At 61.9% G+C, this 22,876-nt stretch carries 19 protein-coding genes; 12 read left to right on the top strand and 7 right to left on the bottom strand.

Features of this window, described 5'->3' with window-relative positions; all coding sequences use genetic code 11:
- Positions 1-34: 34 nt before the first annotated feature.
- The 9 genes from LVW35_RS20310 (at position 35) to yegS (ending at position 13,488) form a co-directional block, all read left to right on the top strand.
- A complete protein-coding gene (locus LVW35_RS20310; RefSeq protein WP_010564003.1) occupies positions 35-517 on the top strand; it encodes a chemotaxis protein CheW in 483 nt (160 codons plus the stop codon).
- The gene (locus LVW35_RS20305; RefSeq protein WP_233891767.1) at positions 518-910 is read left to right on the top strand and encodes a DUF2802 domain-containing protein; all 393 of its coding nucleotides are present in this window, start codon (positions 518-520) and stop codon (positions 908-910) included. It abuts the gene before it with no gap.
- Between the two features lie 253 nt (positions 911-1,163).
- Positions 1,164-2,909: a ShlB/FhaC/HecB family hemolysin secretion/activation protein gene (locus LVW35_RS20300; RefSeq protein ID WP_233891766.1), complete on the top strand. Its 1,746-nt coding sequence runs from the start codon at positions 1,164-1,166 to the stop codon at positions 2,907-2,909.
- 11 nt (positions 2,910-2,920) lie between these two features.
- Positions 2,921-3,442 carry a toxin-activating lysine-acyltransferase gene (locus LVW35_RS20295; RefSeq protein ID WP_233891765.1) on the top strand — a complete coding sequence of 174 codons (522 nt, stop codon included), beginning with the start codon at positions 2,921-2,923 and terminating at the stop codon, positions 3,440-3,442.
- A 24-nt stretch (positions 3,443-3,466) separates the two neighbouring features.
- Positions 3,467-11,233, top strand: coding sequence for a hemagglutinin repeat-containing protein (locus LVW35_RS20290; RefSeq protein WP_233891764.1), 7,767 nt, complete (start codon positions 3,467-3,469; stop codon positions 11,231-11,233).
- Positions 11,234-11,244: 11 nt separating this feature from the next.
- Positions 11,245-11,553 (top strand): hypothetical protein, encoded by a 309-nt coding sequence (locus LVW35_RS20285; RefSeq protein ID WP_233891763.1) that lies wholly within the window; start codon positions 11,245-11,247, stop codon positions 11,551-11,553.
- 24 nt (positions 11,554-11,577) lie between these two features.
- Positions 11,578-11,904: a hypothetical protein gene (locus LVW35_RS20280; RefSeq protein ID WP_233891762.1), complete on the top strand. Its 327-nt coding sequence runs from the start codon at positions 11,578-11,580 to the stop codon at positions 11,902-11,904.
- A 27-nt stretch (positions 11,905-11,931) separates the two neighbouring features.
- Positions 11,932-12,474, top strand: coding sequence for a hypothetical protein (locus tag LVW35_RS20275; protein ID WP_233891761.1), 543 nt, complete (start codon positions 11,932-11,934; stop codon positions 12,472-12,474).
- A gap of 93 nt (positions 12,475-12,567) precedes the next feature.
- Positions 12,568-13,488, top strand: coding sequence for a lipid kinase YegS (yegS, locus tag LVW35_RS20270; RefSeq protein ID WP_233891760.1), 921 nt, complete (start codon positions 12,568-12,570; stop codon positions 13,486-13,488).
- On the opposite strand, the gene LVW35_RS20265 is transcribed toward yegS, so the two are convergent.
- From LVW35_RS20265 to LVW35_RS20255, 3 genes are all read right to left on the bottom strand, one after another.
- A complete protein-coding gene (locus LVW35_RS20265) occupies positions 13,447-14,106 on the bottom strand; it encodes a response regulator transcription factor (protein ID WP_233891759.1) in 660 nt (219 codons plus the stop codon). The two genes, yegS and LVW35_RS20265, sit on opposite strands and share 42 nt — an antisense overlap.
- The gene (locus tag LVW35_RS20260; protein ID WP_233896524.1) at positions 14,103-14,993 is read right to left on the bottom strand and encodes a sensor histidine kinase; all 891 of its coding nucleotides are present in this window, start codon (positions 14,991-14,993) and stop codon (positions 14,103-14,105) included. The genes LVW35_RS20265 and LVW35_RS20260 overlap by 4 nt, the downstream gene beginning before the upstream one ends.
- 370 nt (positions 14,994-15,363) lie before the next feature.
- Positions 15,364-15,813, bottom strand: a complete 450-nt coding sequence (locus LVW35_RS20255) for a hypothetical protein (RefSeq protein ID WP_233891758.1) — start codon at positions 15,811-15,813, stop codon at positions 15,364-15,366.
- A 539-nt stretch (positions 15,814-16,352) separates the two neighbouring features.
- On the opposite strand from LVW35_RS20255, the gene LVW35_RS20250 reads away from it, so the two are divergent.
- Together LVW35_RS20250 and LVW35_RS20245 are read left to right on the top strand one after the other, a co-directional pair.
- The gene (locus LVW35_RS20250) at positions 16,353-17,288 is read left to right on the top strand and encodes a chemotaxis protein CheV (RefSeq protein ID WP_010208794.1); all 936 of its coding nucleotides are present in this window, start codon (positions 16,353-16,355) and stop codon (positions 17,286-17,288) included.
- 40 nt (positions 17,289-17,328) lie between these two features.
- Positions 17,329-18,135: an MOSC domain-containing protein gene (locus LVW35_RS20245; protein ID WP_233891757.1), complete on the top strand. Its 807-nt coding sequence runs from the start codon at positions 17,329-17,331 to the stop codon at positions 18,133-18,135.
- Positions 18,136-18,138: 3 nt separating this feature from the next.
- Here the strand turns inward: LVW35_RS20245 and LVW35_RS20240 are convergent, their stop codons facing one another.
- Positions 18,139-18,876, bottom strand: coding sequence for an SDR family oxidoreductase (locus tag LVW35_RS20240; RefSeq protein ID WP_233891756.1), 738 nt, complete (start codon positions 18,874-18,876; stop codon positions 18,139-18,141).
- Between the two features lie 100 nt (positions 18,877-18,976).
- On the opposite strand from LVW35_RS20240, the gene LVW35_RS20235 reads away from it, so the two are divergent.
- Entirely contained in the window at positions 18,977-19,870 is an 894-nt protein-coding gene (locus LVW35_RS20235; protein WP_233891755.1) for an AraC family transcriptional regulator, read from the top strand.
- A 51-nt stretch (positions 19,871-19,921) separates the two neighbouring features.
- Here LVW35_RS20235 and ppnP read toward each other — a convergent pair whose 3' ends face one another.
- The 3 genes from ppnP to LVW35_RS20220 form a co-directional block, all read right to left on the bottom strand.
- Entirely contained in the window at positions 19,922-20,206 is a 285-nt protein-coding gene (gene ppnP, locus LVW35_RS20230) for a pyrimidine/purine nucleoside phosphorylase (RefSeq protein WP_010208796.1), read from the bottom strand.
- A gap of 63 nt (positions 20,207-20,269) precedes the next feature.
- Complete coding sequence (locus tag LVW35_RS20225) at positions 20,270-20,812, bottom strand: exonuclease domain-containing protein (RefSeq protein ID WP_233891754.1); 543 nt, start codon at positions 20,810-20,812, stop codon at positions 20,270-20,272.
- A gap of 73 nt (positions 20,813-20,885) precedes the next feature.
- The gene (locus tag LVW35_RS20220) at positions 20,886-22,769 is read right to left on the bottom strand and encodes an acetyl-CoA carboxylase biotin carboxylase subunit (protein WP_233891753.1); all 1,884 of its coding nucleotides are present in this window, start codon (positions 22,767-22,769) and stop codon (positions 20,886-20,888) included.
- Positions 22,770-22,876: the final 107 nt, after the last annotated feature.

The raw sequence follows: 22,876 nt of genomic DNA, 5'->3' as shown, positions 1-22,876 counted from the left end.
CCGTTGCGTGGCCAATCTTGAAGGGGTCAGGGGTATGAACAAGTCAGCGTCCGCACAAGGTTTGGATGATCCGATCCTGCAATGGGTGACCTTCAAACTGGACAACGAGTCCTACGGTATTAACGTGATGCGCGTGCAGGAAGTGCTGCGCTACACCGAGATCGCGCCGGTGCCGGGTGCGCCGAGCTACGTGCTGGGCATCATCAACCTGCGCGGCAACGTGGTGACAGTGATCGACACCCGCCAGCGTTTCGGCCTGGTGCCCACTGAAGTCAACGACAATACGCGTATCGTCATCATCGAGGCCGACAAGCAAGTGGTCGGGATCATGGTCGACAGCGTGGCCGAGGTGGTTTACCTGCGCCAATCGGAAGTGGAAACCGCGCCGAACGTGGGCAACGAAGAATCCGCCAAGTTCATCCAGGGCGTGTGCAACAAGAACGGCGAACTGCTGATTCTGGTTGAGCTGGACAAGATGATGAGCGAAGAAGAATGGTCGGAACTGGAGAGCATCTGATTGTTCCTTGAGGCCGCGGTGATCGTCCTGGCTCTGTTGTGGGCCGGGACCCTGGCATTTCTGTTGCGCTATGTGCGTCAGCAGCGCGAACTATTGATGCAGCAGGCTGAGCGTGATGCGGTGCGTGACCGGCGCATTCTTGAGCTGGTCAAGCGCGTTGATCATTACCAGCAGAGTGCGGTGCGGGTCGGGGATGAGGTGCATGAGCTGCGCGCAATCCTCGCGCCGTTGCCGGACAAGCTGGCACAGATCGAGCAACGCGATCCTTCAAGCCTGTCGTTTGCCCAAGCGGCGAAGTTGGTGGGGATGGGGGCTACGGTGGATGAGCTGACCCAGTCTTGCGGGCTGACCCAGGCTGAAGCGCAGTTGATGAGCAAGTTGCACAAGAGCTGATTGCTGGTTGTACCCTGATCAAAATGTGGGAGTGGGGGCCTCCCACATGAAAACTGTACAAAAATCGAATTATTTTCGAATCCGCCAAGATCCCCTCTAAGCCTCGAACTAGAGCCTTCAAACCAAAAACGAAGGCGCGCCAGAAGCTGTGTTTTTGCGAAATGTGTCACAGGGCCATACTCCCTGATGGCACTTTTATGTCTTTGTGGTGACCAACTGCGCATGTAGGAAGTTTCACTCACAAGGATGCGAAATGTCTTTCGACGTTCTACCCAGGACGAAACCGTCTGTTTTGCTGCAATCTTGCGTTGCCACCTGTTCCCTTGTCGGTTTTCTGACCAGCGCAACGGCACTGGCCGCTGAACCTCAAGCGCCTGCCCAGCAATTGCTCCTGCAGCAGCAACGTGAACGCGCTCAGCGCGAGCAGTTGGAACCGTCGCCCGACGTGCGCCTCGAAGCCCCGCAAGACAGCTCCGGCATCTTGCGTCTGCCGCGCAATGAAACGCCGTGCTTCAAGATCGACCGGGTGGTCCTGACCGGCGATCAGTCCGCCGATTTCCAGTGGGCGCTGCGTGCCGCCAACCCGAGCGACGACCCGGTGCAGGGTCAATGCATCGGTTCCGCCGGGATCAACTTGACGATGAAACGCATCCAGAACGCAATCATCGCCAAGGGCTTCATCACTACGCGCGTCCTCGCCCAGGCCCAGGACTTGAACCAGGGCACACTGGCGCTGGTGTTGGTGCCAGGTCGTATCAAGCACATCCGTTTCGCCGAAGGCACCTCTAACCGCGCCAACTATTGGAACGCCATGCCCGCAGCGCCTGGCGATGTGTTGAACCTGCGCGACATCGAACAGGCGCTGGAGAACTTCAAACGCGTGCCCACCGCCGACGCCGACGTGCAGATCACGCCAGCCGAGGGCGCGGATGCGCAACCGGGGGAAAGCGATGTGGTGATTGCCTGGAAACAGGCGATCCCGGTGCGCGTCAGCCTGTCGGTGGACGACTCCGGCAGCAAGCAGACCGGCAAGTATCAGGGCAACGTCGCGTTGTCGCTGGATAACCTGGCGACCCTCAATGATCTGTTCTACATCAGTTTCAACCACGACCTGGGCGGCGGTCAGAGCGGTGACCGTGGTTCGAAAGGCCACACCGTGCACTACTCGGTGCCCTACGACTATTGGCAACTGAGCCTGACGTCCAGTGAGTACGACTACCACCAGACGATTGCCGGGGCGAACCAGGCCTATTCCTACAGTGGACGCAGCCGGACCAACGAGGTGCAGCTGTCGCGGGTGATCTACCGCGACGCGGTGCGCAAGACCACCGTGTCGATCGGCGGCTGGAGCCGCACGTCCAGCAACTACATCGAAGACACCGAAATCGAACTGCAACGTCGCCGTATGGCCGGTTGGCAGGCCGGGATCAATCACCGTGAATTCATCGGCGCCAGCACCCTCGACCTCGGCGTCGGTTATCGCCGTGGCACCGGTGCCCGCGATGCGCTGCGTGCGCCCGAAGAAGAGAATGGCGAAGGCACCTCGCGTTCGCAGATCATCAGCGCCAACGCGCAATTGCAAGTGCCCTTTACCCTGGCCGATCAGCGCCTGCGTTATGTCGCCGGCTGGCGCGGGCAGTGGAACCGTACTCCGCTGATCCCCCAGGACCGCTTTTCGATTGGTGGCCGCTACACCGTGCGCGGCTTTGACGGCGAGCAGATCCTGTCGGCCGAACGCGGCTGGACATTCAGCAACGACCTGGGCCTGAGCCTGGCCAACACCGGTCAGGAGTTGTACCTGGGCGTGGATTACGGCGAAGTCGGCGGGCATTCCACCCAGTACCTCTCCGGCCGACGGCTGGCGGGTGCGGTAGTGGGCCTGCGCGGCGGTTACAAACAGTTTTCCTATGACATCTACACCGGCAAACCCCTGGAAAAACCCAAAGGTTTCCAGACCGCCGACGTGACCAGTGGCTTCAGCGCCAACTGGTCGTTTTGAAGGAGCCCAGCATGCGTCACGACACCCTGGAGGTGCTCGCTCCCGAGCGCGCCGACAGCGCCATCGACGAAGCCCAGGTGCTGGGCTCGGCGGTGTGGCTGTGGATGCACTCGGCGGCCCATCGCGATGCGCCGTTGCACAGCCTGTCGACCTTGTTGTTGCCGGCGATCAAGCGACGCCAGTTCATCTTGGTCAGCGAAGACGGGCGGCCGGTGTTTTTCTTGTCGTGGCTCAACCTCAATGCCGAGGCTGAGGCGCGCTACCTGCGTGCTCCGGCGGTATGCCTGCCGGCAGAAGACTGGGACAGCGGCGACCGGTTGTGGATCAACGATTGGGTCGCGCCGTTCGGCCATACCCGGCGAATCAGCAGTCTGCTGCGCCGCCGCCTGTGGGCCGGGCGAGTGTTCCGTTCGCTGTACCACAAAGGCGAAGAGCGCGGTTTGCGCGTCTTGAATTTCCACGGCATCGCCGTGTTGGACCTGGAGGCGCAAGCCTGGTTTGCCACTCACCCGTTACCCAGCGATGCGCTCTGATCAGCCACTGCGCAAAGGATTTGCATGAACAAGCATCTATTTCGAGTAGTCTTCAACCGCGCCCGTGGCCTGCTGATGGTAGTGGCCGAGAACGTCAAGAGTGCCTGCAAGGCACCCGGCACCACACGCGCCGTGACCCAGGCCAGTCCTGCGGTGGCGACACTTACGCCACTGCGTTTTGCGCTGATGCTGGGCATGGGCTGGGTCGCGCTGGTCGCGCCCGTCCAGGCCCAGGTCGTGGCCGACGGCTCCGCACCCGCCGGCCAGCGGCCAACCATTGGCGCCGCCGGTAACGGCGCGCCCGTGGTGGACATCACGGCGCCGAGCGGCGCGGGCGTGTCACGCAACACCTATTCGCAGTTCGATGTGGATAAGCGCGGGGTGATCCTCAACAACGGCGCGACCAACAGCCAAACTCAACTGGGCGGCTGGATCGAAGGCAACCGCGCGCTGGCCAACGGCAGCGCACGGGTGATTCTCAACGAGGTCAATTCGAGCAACCCTAGCCAGTTGCGCGGCTTTGTCGAAGTCGGCGGTTCCAAGGCCCAAGTGGTGATTGCCAACCCCTCAGGCATCGCCTGTGAAGGGTGCGGTTTCATCAACGCCGACCGCGCCACCCTCACCACTGGACGCGCGCAGTTCGAAAATGGCCTGATCACCGGTTATCAGGTCTCGGGCGGCAAGGTCACGGTCGGCGGCGCCGGCATGGACAGCACCCGCGCCGACTACACCGAGATCATCGCGCGCACCGTCGAGGTAAACGCGGGCATCTGGTCCAAAGACCTGACCATCAAGACCGGCACCACTGGCCAGCCGCAGGCCGACACCCCGGCCGTGGCCATCGACGTGGCACAACTGGGCGGCATGTATGCCGGCAAGATCACCCTGGTGGGCAACGGCGCCGGTGTGGGCGTGCGCAACGCCGGGCAGATCGGTTCCAGCGCTGGTGAAGTGGTGATCGGTAGCGACGGGCGTATCGAAAACCGTGGCCAGATCAGCAGCGCCACCCGCCTGACAACCACGGCCGACAAGGGCATCGACAACAGCGGCACGCTGTACGCTCAGGGCGACCTGACGCTGAACACGGGCGCCGATATCGACAACAAGGGCATCGCGTCCGCCCAAGGTAATGCACGCCTGACCGCCTCGGGAGCGATTCGCAGTCACGCCGGTTCCGCCCTTGCGGCGGGCGTCGACAGTGCCGGCAAGCTGGGCGCTACTGGCTCGCTGACCCTGACGTCGACGGGCACGATCACGGCTAAGGGGCAGAACCTCGCGGCACAAAAACTCACCACCAACGCCGCCCAGGTCGACCTGAGTGACAGCCAGACCTCGGCCCACACCGTTGAGCTGACCAGTACCGCCGGCGACTTGGACTTGCGCCGCAGCCGCGTCACCGCCAGCCAAGCGCTGACCGCCAACGCCAACCAAACCTTGCTCAGCGATGCAGCGCAGGTGGGCGCGGCGCAGATCAGCGTCACCGCGCTGGACCTGACCAACGTCGCTGGCAAATGGGTACAGACCGGCAATAGCGGCATGCGCGTGACCGTTACGCGCAACCTCGACAACAGCGGCGGCACCCTCGCCAGCGGCGGGCGCCTCGACGTGAGCGCCGACACCTTGGGCAATCGCGGCGGCCTGGTGCAATCCGGCGCGCAGGGCGACCTGGCGGTGACCGCACGCAAGCACCTGGATAACCAAAACGGCAAGCTGGTGACTGCCGCACAACTGAGCCTCGACGGCGGCACCCTGGATAACAGCAGCGGGCAGATCACCGCAGGCGGCGCGCTGGCGATCAACGCCGCGCAGTTGAACAATGCCAAGGGCACTGTCGCCGCCTCGCAAACCCTGACGGTCACGGCCGAAAATGTGTTGAACCAGGGCGGTACCCTGGGTTCGGTGGCCGGCAATTTGCTGCTCAACAGCAATAACGCTGCCTTCGACAACACCGGCGGCCGCCTCGAAGCCGCCAAGGCGTTGACTATCAACGCCCAAGGTTTGAATAACAGCGGTGGCGTGATTACCGCCGCGCAGTTGCGCATCGATAGCCACGGCCAGCAGTCGGACAACAGCGGCGGCACCCTCAACGCCAGCGATACCCTGACCCTCGACAGCGGCGCGCTGAACAACGACGGTGGTATCGTGCAGGCCAAATCGAGCCTTAACGTGGACACCCACGGCCAGTTGTTGACCAACCGCAACGCCGGTAGCACCGGCGGCATCCTTGGCCAGCGCGATGTTACCGTGCGCGCCGGGCAGTTGCTCAACGACAGCGGGTTTATCGGCAGCGCCAGCACCTTGCAGGTCTACGCGCAGCAACTCGTCAACCAGGCCGGTCTGCTGCGTGCCGACGGGCATTTGTTGCTGAGCGGTGCCCGTGTGGACAACAGCAGCACCCAAGGCGCCAACCAGGGCATCAAGGGCCACTCTGTCGCGATTGATGGCGACGCCATCAGCAACCGCAACGGTTCGATCGTCTCCGATACCACGCTGAACGCCACTGGCAGCGGCACCCTGGACAACGAGCAGGGGATCATCTCGGCCGGCAGCACGCTGACTGTGGCAGACCGTGACCTCGCGCAAAAGCGCCAAGTCATCAATAACAGCGCGGGCACCTTGATTGCCGGCCAGGCCCTGTTGATTGACAGTGCCCACTACACCGGCAATGGCAAGGTGTTGAGCCTGGGCGACCTGACCTTGCGCCTGACCCAGGATTTCATCAACAGCGGCCTGTTCCAGGCCAACGGCAATGTGGCGCTGGCGACCAACGGGCGACTGACCAACCTGGGCGCCCTCCAGGCGGGCAATCTGCTGCGCCTCGACGCCAACGTGATCGACAACAGCGCCACGGGCGTGATCAGCGCGCGCAACGTGCAGGCCAACGCGGCCACGCAACTGGACAATCGTGGCCTTGTCGACGCCGAGACCACCCGCCTCAGCACCGCGACCCTGAACAACCTCGGCACCGGGCGCATCTACGGTGATCAACTGGCGATTGCCGTCGGTACCCTCAATAACACCCTCGAAGGCGCGGCGGCGGCGACCATTGCGGCGCGCAACCGCCTGGATATCGGCGCGCAGGTGCTCAACAACCGTGAACACGGCCTGATCTTCAGCACCGGCAATCTGTTCATCGGCGGAGCCCTGGATGCCAACAACCAGGCCAGCGGCCAGGCGCAGGTGTTGAACAACGCCAGTGCCACCGTCGAAGCGCTGGGCAGCCTGAGCGTCAACGCCAGGCAGATCAATAACACCAACGAACACTTCGCCACCGAACAGGTGCAGGTGTCCCATGAGGCGTTGCAGGAATACCTGCTGTCGGGCTCGACCAACCGCTACCTGCCAGGCCAGATCTCGCTGTACAAAGATGAGGTCCTGCATCTGGTCACTCCGGAAGGCTATGGCACGCGCTGGAACCGTTATGACTACGACCGCACCGTCACCGAAACGCGGATTGTCGCCTCGGACCCGGCGCAGATGCTTGCGGGTGGCAATGTCAATCTGATTGCCGACCAGGTGTACAACGACAAGAGCCGCATCATCGCCGGCCAAGCGCTGAACGCCAGCGTCGGCACGGTGATCAACACGGAGGTGACCGGCCAGAAAGTCACGACCGACAGCGGCACAGTGTCCAACTACTACCGCATCCAGCGCAAAGGCCGTGACCGCCAGGGCCTTAACGTCACGGCGTACACACCGGCGCCGTTGATCGAGCAGATCTCCCTGACACCGACGTTGTTTACCGAGTACGCGGCCATCAACGGCTCCGGCACCCAGGTCGGCGCCTTGGTGCTCGCCAAGGTTACCGACAGCGCGGCGGGCACCGGTGATCTGGCGGGTGCCGGGCGCACCTATGCGGTCAGCCCGATCAGCCAGGTGCAGGCGCTCACCCAGCAGAACGCGACGGGCGCGGTGGAGCAGATCCGCACCGGCGGTTTCAACCCGGACCTGCCCAACAGCAGCCTGTACCAGATTAACCCGAACAGTACCGCCGGTTACCTGGTGGAGACCGACCCGCGTTTCGCCAACTACGGCAAATGGTTGTCGTCGGACTACATGCTCGAACGCCTGAATCTGGATCCGGCGGGTACCCAGCAGCGACTGGGTGACGGGTTCTACGAGCAGAAGCTGATCCGCGAACAAGTCGCGCAACTCACTGGGCGCCGTTTTGTCGATGGCTATGCCAGCGACGAAGCGCAATATCGCGGCATGATCGACAGCGCCGTAACCCTGGCCGATCAGTGGAAACTGATCCCGGGCGTGGCGCTGACCGCTGAGCAAATGGCGCAGTTGACCAGCGACATCGTGTGGTTGGTGTCCAGGGACGTCACCCTGGCCAGCGGCGAAGTGCGCCAGGTGCTGGTGCCGCAGGTGTATGTGCGGGTTCGCGAAGGCGATGTGGATGGTTCGGGCGCGTTGATGGCTGGGCGCACGTTGAACCTGGATGTGCGCGGTGACCTGGTCAACTCGGGCAGCCTGGCCGGGCGCGACGGCGTGACCATCAGCGTACAGAACCTCGACAACCTCGGCGGGCGCATCCAGGGCAACGACGTGTCGCTGAATGCCAGCCAGGACCTGAACAACATCGGTGGCCTGATCAGCGCCAACAGTCGTCTGGCGTTGAGCGCCGGCAACGATATCAATGTGCGCTCGATCACCACCGACAGCACCAGCGAGCAGGGCACCCGCACCGCGTTGTCGCGGGTGGCCGGGTTGTACGTGTCGGCCCCGGCGGCGAACCTGATCGCCACGGCGGGCAATGACATCAACCTGCAAGCGGCTCAGGTCAGCAACACCGGCGTCGGCGGCAAGACCGCGCTGGTGGCGGGCAACGACATCACGTTGAGTACGGTGAAAGAGTCCTACACCCAGGGCAATCAGTGGGACGGCGACAACTGGCGCAAGGAAGCCGGGCGCAATGAAGTCGGCAGTTCGGTGCAAGCCAACGGCGATATTCGCCTGGGCGCCGGGCGTGACGTGCAGGCACGCGGTGCGCAGGTCAACAGTGACGCGGGCGCGGTGTCGGTGAGTGCACTACGCGACATCAATGTCGAGGCCAGTGAGCGCTTCAACAGTGCGGACGAAGCGCACAAGGTCAAGGGCAGCAACGGTATGTTCTCGAGCAAGACCACCACCACCCGCGACACGGTGAGCAGCACCACCGCCCAGGCCGCGACCTTCAGCGGTGAGCAGGCGGTGATGCAGGCTGGCAACAACATTACTGTCATTGGCAGCAACGTGGTCTCGACCTCAGGCACGGCGCTGGTGGCGGGCAATGACATCAAGGTGTTGGCGGGCACCGAGACGCTCGACGAAAAACACATCAAGGATGTGAAGACCAGCGGCATGTTCAGCGGCGGCGCGATTGCCGTCACCATCGGCTCGCAGCAACAGACCAACAAAGACAGCAGCCAGCAGACCACGGCGGCCGCCAGCAGTATCGGTTCCACCGACGGCAATGTGTTGATCAGCGCGGGCGGCGAATACCGCCAGGTTGGCAGCAATGTGAGCGCGCCCAAGGGCGATGTGTCGATCGAGGCGTCCGAAGTCAACATCCTCGAAGCGCGCAACCTCAGTGCGCAGCAGCAAGAGCAGCGCTTCAAGCAGACCGGCGTGAGCCTGACCCTGACCAACCCGATCGTGAATGCCGTGCAAACCGGCCAACGCATGAACAAGGCCGCCGAGCGCACCGACGACAAACGCATGAAAGCCCTGGCCGCGCTGAACACCGCGTGGGCGGCCAGCGAAGCGCATACCCAGGTGATGGCCGACCCTGCAGCGGCGGGCGGGATCAACTTGAGCATCGCCCTGGGCATGAACAAGAGCGAGAACAAAAGCGAGCAGACGTCCAATACGGCGGCCGGCTCGACGGTGGCGGCGGGGCACGATGTGTCGATTGTGGCCACCGGCGGCACGCGCAACAACGACCTGACCGTGCAGGGCAGTCAGATCACCGCAGGCAACGATGCGTTATTGAAGGCCGATGGCAATATCCTGCTGGCAGGTGCGCAGAACACCATCGAGCAGCACAGCACCAACAAAAGTGTGAACGGCAGCCTGGGGATCGGCATCTCGTTCGGCAGTGAGAAAAACGGTCTGAGCTTCAATGCTTCGGCGTCCCAGAGCCGGGGCAATGCCGATGGCAACGACCTGGTGTGGAGCAACACCCACGTGACGGCGGGCAACCAGGCCAGCCTGGTGTCCGGTAAAGACACCACCCTGCGCGGCGCGGTGGTCTCGGCCGACAAGGTCAAGGCCGACGTCGGCGGCGACTTGAACATCGAGAGTCTGCAAGACACCAGCAAATTCGCCTCCGAGCAGAAGAGCATGAGTGCCGGCATCAGCATCTGCATCCCGCCCGTGTGTGCGGGTGCTGCGACGGCCAGCTTCAGCTCCAGCAACACCCAGCAGAAGTCCAACTTCGCCAGTGTGATCGAGCAGTCTGGCATCCACGCCGGTGATGGTGGTTACGATCTCAACGTGCGTGGCAACACCGACCTCAAGGGCGGTGTGATCGCCAGTTCCGACAAGGCCATCGCCGACGGCAGGAACAGCCTGACCACCGGCACACTGACCGTGGCCGATATCCACAACGTCTCCGAAGCCAGCGCCAAGACCTCGGGGGTGGAACTCAATTCGGACATGCTTGACGGCAAGCTCGGCACGGCCAAGGCGCTGCTCGCCAACAGCCTCGCCAACGGTTCGGACTCCGACTCCGCATCCAGCGACACCCGCAGCGCAATCAGCGCGGGCACCCTGGTTATCACCAATGCCGAGCGCCAGCGCGTAGTTGCCGGGATGAGCGTTGACCAGACGATTGCCAACCTCAACCGCAACACCGAGGCCGCTCATGTTGCCGTGGAGCGCCTGGACGTGGCGGAAATGGGGCGCAAGGTCGAGGCTGAGCAGGAGATCAAGCGTGAGTTCTATCGCCAGGTGACGTTGCTGGCGGATGAGGCGTATCGCAAGATCTTCCTTGAGAAAGCAAGGGTGTATGAGGTGTTGAAGGATGAGAATGGCAAGGCACTGCTGGATAACAAAGGCAATGTTCAGCGCCGCGAGTTGAGCGACGAAGAAAAGCGCAATCTCAAGCCCGGACCGGACGGCAAGGTACACATTGCCAACAACGGTATCTTCAACGACATTGATGGCGCGGCCAAATATGCTAACCAACACAGCACCGCTGATACCGGGCCGCAGTATTTGATCCATTTTGAGAAAGCCAACAACTTCACATCCGAATTGATGATCGCGGCCTACCAGAAGAATCTTGAAAGTGACTTCTGGGGCCTGTCCAACGCGGCTGTGCAGACCAAGGACTACATGATCCAGTTCGGCCAAAGCGGATTGCACATCGACGGGCATAGTCGCGGCACATTGACCACGGGCAGTGCCATGGAGTCGTTGACTCGTGACCCTGCAAACGCTGGCCTCCTGGGCCAAACGTCGATGAACTTCTTCGGTGCGGCCTACGCGGTGCAGAAAGCCGATTCACTGTTAGGCGTCTTGCAGAACCGTTCAGCATTCACTTCCGATGAGCAGCGCGATGCGATGGCGCTGCAGTACCAGAATCATAACTTCGACCCCGTCGCCCGAGCGCCGCTGGTAGGGTTCAACGCCGGTACCGGCGGTACGATCCCGGAGGGCAGCAATCGGTTGTGGGAGTGGTTGAAAGTGTTGGGCGGCGATAAAACCGTGCATAACTGCTATGGCGATGGTGGAGCGGCTTGCAAGCCTTTCTGGATGGATTCGCCCGACGGCATGTCACACTTTGTCCGCGTCAAACAATGAGGAAGAACGCCATGTTCAGCAAAAGCCTACTGTTCAGTGCTTGCGGTTTTTTATTGATCGGCTGCACGGGCAGGGGCTTTCAACCGCCGCCGCCGGACTTTACCAACTGGCAAAAGAGCGGGGTCTCGGTCGAGGGTGTCAAGAGTGCCATGCTCGCGTGCGGTTACCCCAATGTCGCGGGTACAGGCAACGGCTCGATCGATGCGGAATTGAAGCACTTCTATTGCATGAAAGACGCAGGCTTCAAGCGCAAGGACAACCTGGACTTGTGCAAGCTGGGCCGTATTGGCGAATCGCCGGTGTGCGAAGGCCGCCGCTAATTCATCACTAAAAGGAAACAAGGAATGACCGATCTACGCAATGGACTGTACGGCGCCGCACTGGTGCTGGCGGCAACCACCCTGGGCGGTTGCGCCTCGTCGGCGGCCGTTACCGGTGAGCCGGTAGTGAACATGGGCGACAGCTACCAGAAGGTACTCGCCGTGGTCAGCCGCAACAACACCGTGACCAAACAGGTCGATGGCCAGGGCTTTCGCGCGGAGGGTTATTCGTCGATGTTCAAGGACTGCCGCGTAAAGTACTTCCTGTTCCAGGACGCTGACGGCTTGCAGCGCGTGAGCTACGAGCCGGCGCCGCACCTGTCGGTCAAGCAGAATTGTCGCCAGCCGTAAATTCCCCCCGATGCGAAAGGACGGCTGATGAGAAGTTCAATGGTGATGCCTGTTGTGTTACTGGCCCTGGGCGGTTGCGGCCAGGTGGCCAACATCCGTTCGCTGTCCACCGGCTACGTGCCGCCGCAAAGCGGTGAAACCGCTCGGGTGCGTGTCGTCACCGACGGTCTGGTGCGCGCGGTGCCGGGGCGTGACTGCCTGGACTGGAACGTGCCGGGCGCCGGGGTGATGGCCTCGGTGAAAGCCGGTTTCCCCGATCACAACGGCGAAAATCTCGGCATGCCCGGACCGATCTACTCCTGGGCCGGTGCGGTCACGTCCGAGTTGGTGGTGCCAGCGGGCAAGCCGATCGCGTTCCATTACCTGGGGCGGCTGCAATACCCCCGCCAGTGCGCCAAGACCATGACCTTTGTGCCCAAGCCCGGGCGCGACTACATGGTGCAGGCGTCAATGTCGGCGGATTGCTCGTTCCTGCTCGACGAGTTGCCGGCGGACGGCAAGCAATGGGTACGGATCGAACCGACGTCGGTGGGCAAGGTCTCGATGTGCAACGTGATGGATAATTTCTAGGGCAGCCAATTAATTTGCCTTGCCCATGGCTTTTTTCCGGCTGCCAAAGGTCCACATCCTTCATGCACCCTTGAATCCAGGAGTAAGCCCGCTATGACCAGCCCCAAGGCACTGTTGATCCTCCACGGCAAGCAAGCCCTCAACGAGGACGTGCGCGCAGCCGTGCAGGCTCGGCGTGAGTTGGGTTGGGAGCTGGCGGTACGGGTTACGTGGGAGGGCGGCGACGCCCAGCGCCTGGTGCGTGAGGCGTTCAGCGCAGGCTACACCCACATTATCGCCGGCGGCGGCGACGGCACCTTGCGTGACGTCGCCGAAGCCATGGTCCAGGCCAAGGCCGACGCCAGCCTGGTGCTCATGCCCCTGGGCACCGCCAACGACTTTGCCAAGGCCGCCGGCGTGCCGCTGGAGCCTGCCCAGGCCCTGGCGCTGCTGGACGTGCCGCCAAAGGCCATCGACCTCGGCCAGGTTGGCGGGCAGATCTTCCTCAACATGGCCACCGGCGGCTTCGGCAGCCAGGTCACCGCCAACACCTCCGAAGATTTGAAAAAGGTCCTGGGCGGCGCCGCCTACCTGTTCACGGGGTTGACGCGGTTCAGTGAGTTGAAGGCCGCCTACGCCGAACTGGATGGCCCCGATTTCCATTGGAAAGGCGAGTTGCTCGCTCTGGGCATCGGCAACGGTCGCCAGGCGGGCGGTGGACATGAGCTATGCCCAGGCGCCATGGCCGATGATGGCTTGCTGGATGTCAGCGTCTTGCCCGCGCCTCAGGAAGTGGTCGGTACCTTGCGTGAGTTGATGAACAACGGCTGGGGCCTGGACACCATGTTTGTCCGGGCACGGCTGCCGTGGGTGAACATCAAGGTTGCGCAAGGCCTGTACATCAATCTGGATGGCGAGCCGCTGGAGGGCGATGACCTGCACTTCGAAGCCCTGCCCAAGGCTTTGCGCGTGCACCTGCCGGTGGGTTCGCCGTTAGTCATCCAGGCTGATGATCTGCTCGCGCACCGCGAATAACACCAGGCCCGCCACGTCGAAAATCTGCAGGCGTTTCATGATCTGTGAGCGGTGCGCTTCCACGGTCTTGATGCTCAGGCCCAGGCCGTGGGCGATTTCCCGTGTCGACTTCCCGCGCACAATCAAACGCAGGATCTCCAGTTGCCGCGCCGTGAGATTGTGGGTGTGGCCGGCCGGGGTGGTGGGGCCTTGGCTGCGCACAAGTGCCTGGTTGATTACCGTGTGGGCAATCGCAGGGCTCAGGTAGCGCTCGTTATTGTGCAGGGCCAGCAAGGCGTGTTCCAGCTCGTTGGCGGTGGTGTCCTTGAGCAGGTAGCCATGGGCGCCGGACTCCAGCGCGCACATGATCAGTTCCGGGTCAGTGTGCATCGACAGGATCAGTACTTTGCTTTTGGGATAGGCGCGCTTGAGTTGTTGCAGCGCATCCAGCCCGCCGGTGTGTTTCATCGACAGGTCCAACAGCACGATATCCGGCAGCAGGCCGCTGAACTGCTCCAGCAACTGCGCGCCATCGCTGGCCTCGCCGATTACAGTGTAGCCGGGGATATCCTGGACCAGCGCGCGTACGCCGGCCCGGATCAGTGCATGGTCATCCACCAGGAGTAATGTGCAGGTCACTCAAGAACCTTAGGGGAACTGGCCCGTTCGAGGGCGCGGGGCGCCCAGGGGAAAAGCGCTTCGATCCGTGTGCCTTGGCCTGGCTGGCTGCTGACGGACAACGTACCGCCAAGCTGATCGATCCGCTCGGACATGCCGGCCATGCCCCGTTGGCCTTCCAGGCCAGGGTTGATCGCCGGCGAAAAGCCCCGGCCGTCATCGCAGATAGTCAGTGACAGGCCTTCGGGCAAGCGTTGCAGGCGTACCAGCAGATTGCGCGCCTGGGCGTGGCGCAGCATGTTGGTCACCGCTTCCTGGGTGATGCGAAAGGCCGCGACGGCCATTTCTTCGGGGATGCCGGTCAGCCGTTGCTGGCATTCCAGGCTCCAGTGAACGGGGGTGTTTTCCAGGGTCTTGAGCAGGTGCGCGCGCAGGCTGGCTTCCAGGCCCAGGCTGGCCAACTGGCGGGGGTTGAGGATGGCGGAGACGTCGCGCACTTTGGCCAGGGTTTCGTTCAGAGTGTTGCAGAGCACTGTGCACTGGCTTTGCAGGTCTTCAGGCAGGCGGCGCTTGAGCCATTCGCTTTGCAACTTGGCGGCGGTGAGTAGTTGGCCGATGTCGTCATGCAGTTCGCGGCTGAGGCGGTGGCGTTCGTTTTCCTGCACTTGCAGCAGGCGATCAGCCAGTTCCTGGGGCTGGAACTTGATGGATTTACGCGAGTGCCATTGCTGCAGGCCGAGCACCAACAGTGTTGCCAGGTTAAGTACCACCAGCAGCGGCAATGCCGCAGAAAAACTGTAGGCCCACAGGCTCAGCAGCAGCGAGCCAAGGCACAGGGCAAGGATCAGACGGCGTGCATTGCTGCGGGACGCGGACCTTGCGATGAGTGTCTTGAGGTAGGCGTACATAGCGGATGGAGCCAATGAAGGTTCGCTGCGGGAAGTCCGGTCACGGCGGCTGACAGGGCTCTGTTTGGGACGCGTTATCGAATCGTTTTTATGCATGATGAAGTTGAGTCACTTCGAGCGAGGTATAGTACCACCACTATTACCGTTGGTCGCCTGGTGCCTTGCCTGCCGGGGTTATTAACCGCGCAAATGCTCCGGGCGGTATTCCCAGAGTTCATGAAGTAGGGGGATTATATTATTTCAGTTGAGTTGTATCGATATTACCGTTAATGACTAATTGATATTTTTGTCTTTGCGTTTCAATTCCGCTGGATGTATCGGTTGTGTCGTTTTCAGATAACTTCAGGTTTAAACGCGACCCACTATCCGCTTAAGACGCGTGGTGCATACGTTGCTGCGGTTTATAACTGAAATCTTTTTGCGGAATCTGCAGCGTCACGGTTGCAATCAATGTTGCTTGCTCACTCTCATCCATACTCAGCTCGCCGGTGCGGGTGTCGATCAGTTCCAGTTGCCACGCCAGTAATGTCAGGCACGCGTGCAAGGCGTCCAACGCCTGATCATGCAGCTGCATGGGGCTGACGGCGTTGGCAATCAGGTATTGAATATGCCGGGAAAACTCGCTGATCGCCTGCAGAGCCAGGCTGTCAGCCTTTTCGGCCAGTTTGCTCAAGCTGGTTTTCATGCAGTCGATGGCGTCGCTGTCGTCGCGAATCAGGTGCAGATGGTTCAGGCACTCTTCCGATTTTGCCAGCAGCTTTTCTGCTTCAAGCAAGAACTGGGGCAGTGTGGTTTGCCATTCATTTGCGCTGTTCATCATACAAGTCTCCACAACTTAAGGTCGGGTGATGAGATGCCGCACCGAGTGAATGGCTTAAAAGTAGCGCTGAAATATGACTGAAATCTGTAGGTTGCTTCTGAATTTTCAGTAGGAGCTTTATTAGAGTGACGGCAACGGCTGTGCGCGACCCTCGTGAATGGGGTCAATCGCACACCTTCAGTTGCCGACATTTGAATGTCTGAAAGGCCTGTGGGCCGAGGGCTTGGGATGGCGAACAAAAGCCTGACTCCATTCATGCATTGAGAATGGCGTCACATTAATGGCTATTAGATATTGCGAATATCAGGTTGGGCCTGATTGTGCATAGGGGAATCCCTTACATAGCGGAACCTTGCGTCGAACTGAATGTCGCGCAAGGACGCTGTACCGCTATCTGGAGAGGCCTGCGCAGTAAACCATGATGTCAGTGTGACATCAATGGATTTACGTGGCATTTTACAGGGGTCAAGGTCTGGCGCTTGCCGCCGATAACGAGCTTAAGTGAGCTGCACAATTCCTTAGCGCATCAGGAGCTTTTAATGGCTGGCATTCTCGACACGGTAGATCAACGCACGCAACTGGTGGGTGAGAATCGCCTGGAGATCCTCATGTTCCGCCTGTTCGGGCGTCAGCTGTTCGCGATCAACGTGTTCAAGGTGCAGGAAGTCCTGCAACTGCCCAAGTTGACCTTGATGCCCCAGCGCCACCCGTTCGTGTGCGGTGTAGTCAACCTGCGCGGCCAGACCCTGCCGGTGATCGACCTGTCCCAGGCCATCGGCATGCGTCCGCTGGTGCCGGGCCCCAACAGCACTATTATCGTCACCGAATACAACCGCTCAGTGCAGGCGTTCCTGGTAGGCGGCGTGGACCGCATCGTCAACATGAACTGGGAAGCCATTCTGCCGCCCCCGACCAGCGCCGGTCGCCAGCATTACCTCACGGCCATCAGCAAGGTTGACGACCAGTTGGTGGAAATCATCGACGTGGAAAAAGTCCTGGCCGAGATCGTGCCGTACAACGCCAAGGTCTCCCGTGAAAAACTCGAAGACCCGGTACTGGAGCGTGCCCGTGGTCGCGAAGTGCTGCTGGTGGACGACTCCAATGTGGCCCTCTCGCAACTGCGCGACACCCTCGGCCAACTGGGCGTGAAGATGCACATCGCCAGCGACGGCCTCAAGGCGCTGAACATGCTCAAGGCCTGGGCCGACAGCGGCCAGGTGATGACCGACAAGTTGCTGATGATCTTCACCGACGCCGAAATGCCCGAGATGGACGGCTACCGCCTCACGACCGAGATCCGCAACGACCCACGCCTGCGTGGCCTGTATGTGGTGCTGCACACCTCGTTGTCGGGCAGCTTCAACGACTCGATGGTGAAGAAGGTCGGTTGCGACAACTTCCTGTCCAAATTCCAGCCCGATAAGCTGGTGGATGTGGTGCGTCAGCGTCTGATGCTGGACGAAGTGCCTGCTTGACCCTTAGGGTGATGGCTTTGCCCCTCAGGAATGCAGGCCCATGCTTCGTCTCAGCGCGCTGTACCGTTACCCCTTGAAGTCCGGCAAGGCCGAGATATTGCAGCAAGTCGGCCTGGATAAACTCGGGCTGGACGGGGATCGACGTTGGATGCTGGTGGATGAAGCCAGTGGGCGCTTTCTCACCCAGCGCGCGGTAGCGAAGATGAGCCAACTCTCGGCCCTGAGGAACAGCAGCGGGGGGCTCGCCCTGAGTTCGCCGGGCTACACGCCGCTGGACGTGGCGCTGCCTGGCCGCGACGCGGAGCTACGCGGTGTGACCATCTGGCGCGACACCTTGCGCGTGCCGGATGCGGGCGACGAGGCCGCCGCCTGGGTCAGCGACTTTATCGGTAAACCGACACGCCTGGTGCAGATCCCCCTCGAGCGCGCCCGCACCACCGAAGCCGGTTATGGCAAGGACGATGATCAGGTCGCGTTCGCCGACGGCTACCCGCTGCTGGTGATCGGCCAGGCCTCGCTGGACGACCTTTCGCAACGCATTGGCCGGCCCATGGAAATGCTGCGTTTTCGTCCCAACCTGGTGATCGAAGGCGGCGAAGCCTTTGCCGAGGACGGCTGGAAACGCTTGCGCATCGGCGATGTGGAGTTCCGAGTGGTCAAGCAGTGCTCGCGCTGCATCCTCACCACCATCGACCCGCAGACCGGTGAACGCAGTGCCGACCGCGAACCCTTCGCGACGCTGGAGGCCTACCGCAAGACTGAAAATGGCGCAATGTTCGGTCAGAACCTGGTCAACGATGGCATCGGGCGCCTGGAAGTCGGGATGCCGGTGACGATTCTCGAATAAGCGCTAGCGAGTCAGGGCCAGGGCGTCCGCGCCGGCTGCAAAGCGCAGTTGGCCAGACGTATCATTGGCAGCGCGCCATACTCCCTGCGCCACATCACTCTCCTGCGTGGCCGCGGTGGGGTTGGTTGCCCAGGCGAACACGCGATGGGCAAACGGTTCGTAGGCTTCTGGAATCAGGCCTTGCATCCGCTGCTGTCCATTGCTGGTGAAGCGCGTGGTGGGGCCGTAGCCAGGCTGGACGACCTTGATGTTCACGCCGAACTCCTTGAGTTCCAGTTCCAGCGACCCGGAAAACCCTTCGATCGCGGTCTTGCTGGCCGTGTAGACCGCCACCAGGGGAAAGGGCGCCAGCGTTGCGCTGGAAGTGACATTCACAATCGTCCCGGCCCGGCGCGCGCGAAACTGCGGGATCACCGCTTGGCACATCGCCATGACCCCAAAGGTATTGGTTTCGAACACATCGCGCACAGTGGCCATGGGGGTAGCTTCGAATGCGCCGAGTAAGCCGATGCCGGCGTTATTCACCAGGACGTCGATGGGACCGGCAGCCTCAAGCGCCTGTGCGATGCTGCCGGGGCGGGTCACGTCCAGCGCAAGCACGCGCAGGTGGTCCGACGTCGGTAGCAGGCCTTCGCGCGGTGTGCGCAGGGTAGCGATGACTTTCCAGCCCTGCGCCAGGAAGTAACGGGCCGTGGCAAGGCCATAGCCCGAGGAACAGCCGGTAATCAGTACGCTTTTCATGGGACGCTCCAGTCGTTGGTTGATTCGTCGGCCACGATAGAGAAATCTTGGTGGATGATCGATGATGTAACGTCTGCATCTGTTTAGTGGGAGTCCAAAAATGGCCGATCCTCTGTCCGAAGTCATTCGATTGCTGCACCCGCGCGCGGCGTTCGCCAACCCCATCAGCGGCAAGGGCAATTGGGCCGTGCATTACACGGAATTCGGCCTGCCCAGTTTCTGCGTCATGCTGGAGGGCAGTTGCCTGCTGACGGTCGAAGGGCACGCGCCCGTTGCGGTCAGTGCCGGTGATTTTGTCCTGTTGCCCACCACGCCGGCCTTTACCCTGTCGAGCTTTGCGCCTGCACCCGCGGTGCAGATGGACCCCCATCAAGTCGCCAGCGTCCATCGCGAGGTGCGTTACGGCGAGCCAGAGGGGGCGCCGCAGATGCGTTCGCTGGGCGGCTCGTTCGTGTTCGACTGCGCCGATCCGGGCTTGCTGGTGTCGTTGTTGCCCACGGTGGTTCACGTACGCGACTCGGCCCGCCTGTCCCAGCTGGTGAACATGGTCGGTGAGGAGTGCGTCATACAACGAGCGGGCAGTGAGTTCGTCCTGTCGCGGCTGGTGGAATTGTTGCTGGTGGAAGCCATGCGTTCGGCGGCGACGGGCGATGCCCCGGCGGGGCTGCTGCGAGGCTTGGAGGATGAGCGACTGGCTCCGGCGCTGAAGCAGATCCACGCACGTATCGGCCACGCCTGGACGGTCGACCAATTGGCGAAGGTGGCAGCGCTTTCTCGCTCGGCGTTCTTCGAGCGTTTCACGCGGGTGGTGGGCATTGCGCCGATGGCGTATCTGCTGGGGTGGCGTATGCAGATCGCCAAGCAATTGCTGGCCGAGAACAGGCTGGCGGTCGGTAACGTCGCCGAGCGAGTGGGCTATGGCTCGACCAGCGCCTTCAGCGTGGCGTTCAGCCGGTATGTCGGGGTCGCGCCGAGTCAGTACGCCCGCCCATAAAAAATGCCCGTCTCTTGGGATACGGGCATTTTTTTTGCAGCCGAGAAACCCTTAGCCGCGGTATTCGCACAGGTAAGCGGTGTCCACGGCGACCTTCAACTGGAACTTGCTATTGGCCGGCACGTTGAACTGGCTGCCGGCGGCAAAGGTTTCCCACTCGCTGGCATCAGGCAGTTTGACGGTCAGGGCGCCGGACACCACGTGCATGATTTCACGCTGGGCGGTGCCGAATTCGTATTCGCCGGGGGCCATGACGCCGATGGTCGCCGGACCTTCTGCGGTGCCGAAAGCGATCGACTTGACGGTGCCGTCGAAGTACTCGTTGACTTTAAACATGGGCGATTCCTCGGAAAAGGGTCTGGAAAGGTCGGCCAGTATGCCCAAGGGCAGGGGAGCTGCCTAGACCGGCAATATCAGCGGCAGCAGGCGCGCAGTATTGCGTGCATCTTCCAGTGCCCGATGCTGCTGGCCATGGAACTGCATCCCCGCCAGTTGCAGGGCGCCATTGAGTCCCAGGGGCTTGTCCAGGCGCCGGGCCTTGGCGAAGCGCTGCTTGAGGTTCACATGGGGCGTGGTGGCGAGTGCGCTGGCCAGGCCATGGCGTTGCCATTCCAGTTCCAGTTGCTTGCGATCGTAGTCACCCCAACTGGCCCAGCCTTCCAGGCGCGGCTGATGCTGGCCCAACCAGCGTTCGAACAGCGGCCACACTTCGGTAATCGGCGCGGCGCCATCGATGTTGGTCTGGGTGATGTGGGTCAGTTGGCGACAGAAGGGCGTCAGCAATGGTCGGCGCAGCGGCCGCACAAAGCGCTGGAAGTGATCCAGCTCGCGGCCCTGGCGGTTGACCAGGCTCGCGCCGATCTCGATGACTTCCATCTCCGTCACGGGCCAGCCGCCTTCATCCGTTGTGGCTTCAAGGTCAATAATCAGCCAATGAGGCATCGCGCAGGTTCCCGTACTCTTCCCTTTCTGTTGGGGATAGAGCGTAGCCCGGCCCTGTAGTTCCGCCTAGGGGCTAGACGATCTCGAGTAAAACTTGACGATTACGCACCTGGTCACCGGCGATTACCTGCACGCCCTTGATCACACCGTCGATACCGGCTGTCAGCGGATGCTCCATCTTCATGGCTTCGAGCACCAGCAGCAGTTGGCCCTTGGTGACGCTGTCACCGGCGCTGACGCGCACATCGACAATCGCACCGTCCATCGGCGCCTGAACCGTGCCGCTGCTGGTGGCGGCCTGGCGGCTGGCGACTTGCTGGGTTCGGTTGATCACCTTAAGGCCCGGCAGCCACAGCTGGTTGGCGTCGATATGATAGGCGATGCGGCGCCGGATACCGTTGAACACCAGAGTGGCGTGACGGCCGTCGGTGGTCAGTTCCAGCGGTTCAGCGCTGACGGTGTGGATGTCGCCGTTGACCTCCAGGCGATAGGTGCAAGGCGCGCTGGCGTTGTTGCGCCATCCCGCCAGGCCTTGGGGATGCTGGTTGGCGCTGTGCTGGTAAAACAGAGCAGCGGCAAGGACCAACTGTTCTGTTGACGGCGTCAGGGGCGGGACTTCGCTGAAGTGCTCAGCGATAAACCCGGTACTGAACGCGCCGCTGACAAAGTCCGGATGCTTGAGCAAATCCACCAGCAACGGCTGATTGGTCGCGACCCCCAGCAGCACCGTGTCCTCCACCGCCCGGAGCAATTTGCGTCGCGCCTCTTCTCGGGTGGCGCCATGGGCGATGATCTTGCCCAGCATCGGGTCGTAGAACGGGCTGATGCGTTGACCTTCCATCACGCCGTGGTCGATACGTACGCCAGCGGCAGGCTCCCAGTGCAATACATCACCGGTTTGCGGCAGGAAGCCTTGGGCCGGGTCTTCGGCGTACAGGCGCACTTCCATGGCGTGGCCGCTGAGGGTGACGTCGGCCTGTGTCAGCGGCAGTGGTTGGCCAGCGGCGATCTGCAACTGCCAGTCCACCAGGTCCAGGCTGGTGATCAGTTCGGTCACCGGGTGCTCCACTTGCAGGCGCGTGTTCATTTCCAGGAAGTAGAACCGGCCGTGGCGGTCGAGCAGGAATTCCACGGTGCCGGCGCCGACATAGTTCACCGCTCGCCCGGCTTTCAAAGCGGCTTCGCCCATGGCTTGGCGCAGTTCGGGCGACATGACCGGGCAAGGGGCTTCCTCGATGACTTTCTGATGGCGGCGCTGGATCGAGCAGTCGCGCTCGCCGAGGTAAATAAGGTTGCCGTGGCTGTCGCCGAACAGCTGGATTTCGACGTGGCGCGGGTCGATCAAGGCCTGTTCGAGGATCAGTTCGTCGCTGCCGAAGGCATTTTGGGCTTCTGAGCGGGCGATGTGCAGGTTGTCCAGCAGATCTTTAGGGTGGTGGACCAGGCGCATGCCGCGACCGCCGCCCCCGGCGCTGGCTTTGATCATCAGCGGGTAGCCGATGCGTTCGGCTTCTTGTTGGAACGTGAGGTCGTCTTGGGCGCTGCCTTGGTAGCCGGCGATGCAGGGGATGCCGGCTTCAAGCATGGCGAGTTTGGACAGACGTTTGCTGCCCATCAGTTCGATGGCCTCAACGCTGGGGCCGATGAAGGTGAGGCCGGCTTGCTGGCAGGCGCGGGTGAAGTCGGGGTTTTCGGAGAGGAAGCCGTAACCGGGGTGGATGGCGTCGGCGCCTGTTTTGCGCGCTGCCTCCAGAATCGCTGCGATATTGAGATAGGACTGTTGGACAGGGGCCGGACCGATGTGCACGGCTTCGTCAGCCATCTGCACATGCAGGGCCTGGGCGTCGGCGTCGCTGTAGATGGCCACGGTGCGATAGCCCAAGGCCTGGGCGGTGCGCTGGAGGCGGCAGGCGATTTCGCCACGGTTGGCGATGAGGATTTTGGTGAGCTGTGGCATTTCTTGCTCCGGGTACATATCCGTTATTTAGTTGACGGGGCGCCCAAGATCAAAAGCAAAAGCGCGGCGGCCTGGTAGCCGACCGGTGTTGTGTGGTCGAACTCGGT

The sequence above is a fragment of the Pseudomonas sp. HN11 genome, assembly GCF_021390155.1.
Taxonomy (GTDB): Bacteria; Pseudomonadota; Gammaproteobacteria; order Pseudomonadales; family Pseudomonadaceae; genus Aquipseudomonas.
Note: the sequence above shows the minus strand (reverse complement) of the source record. Positions and strands in the feature narration are given on the sequence as shown.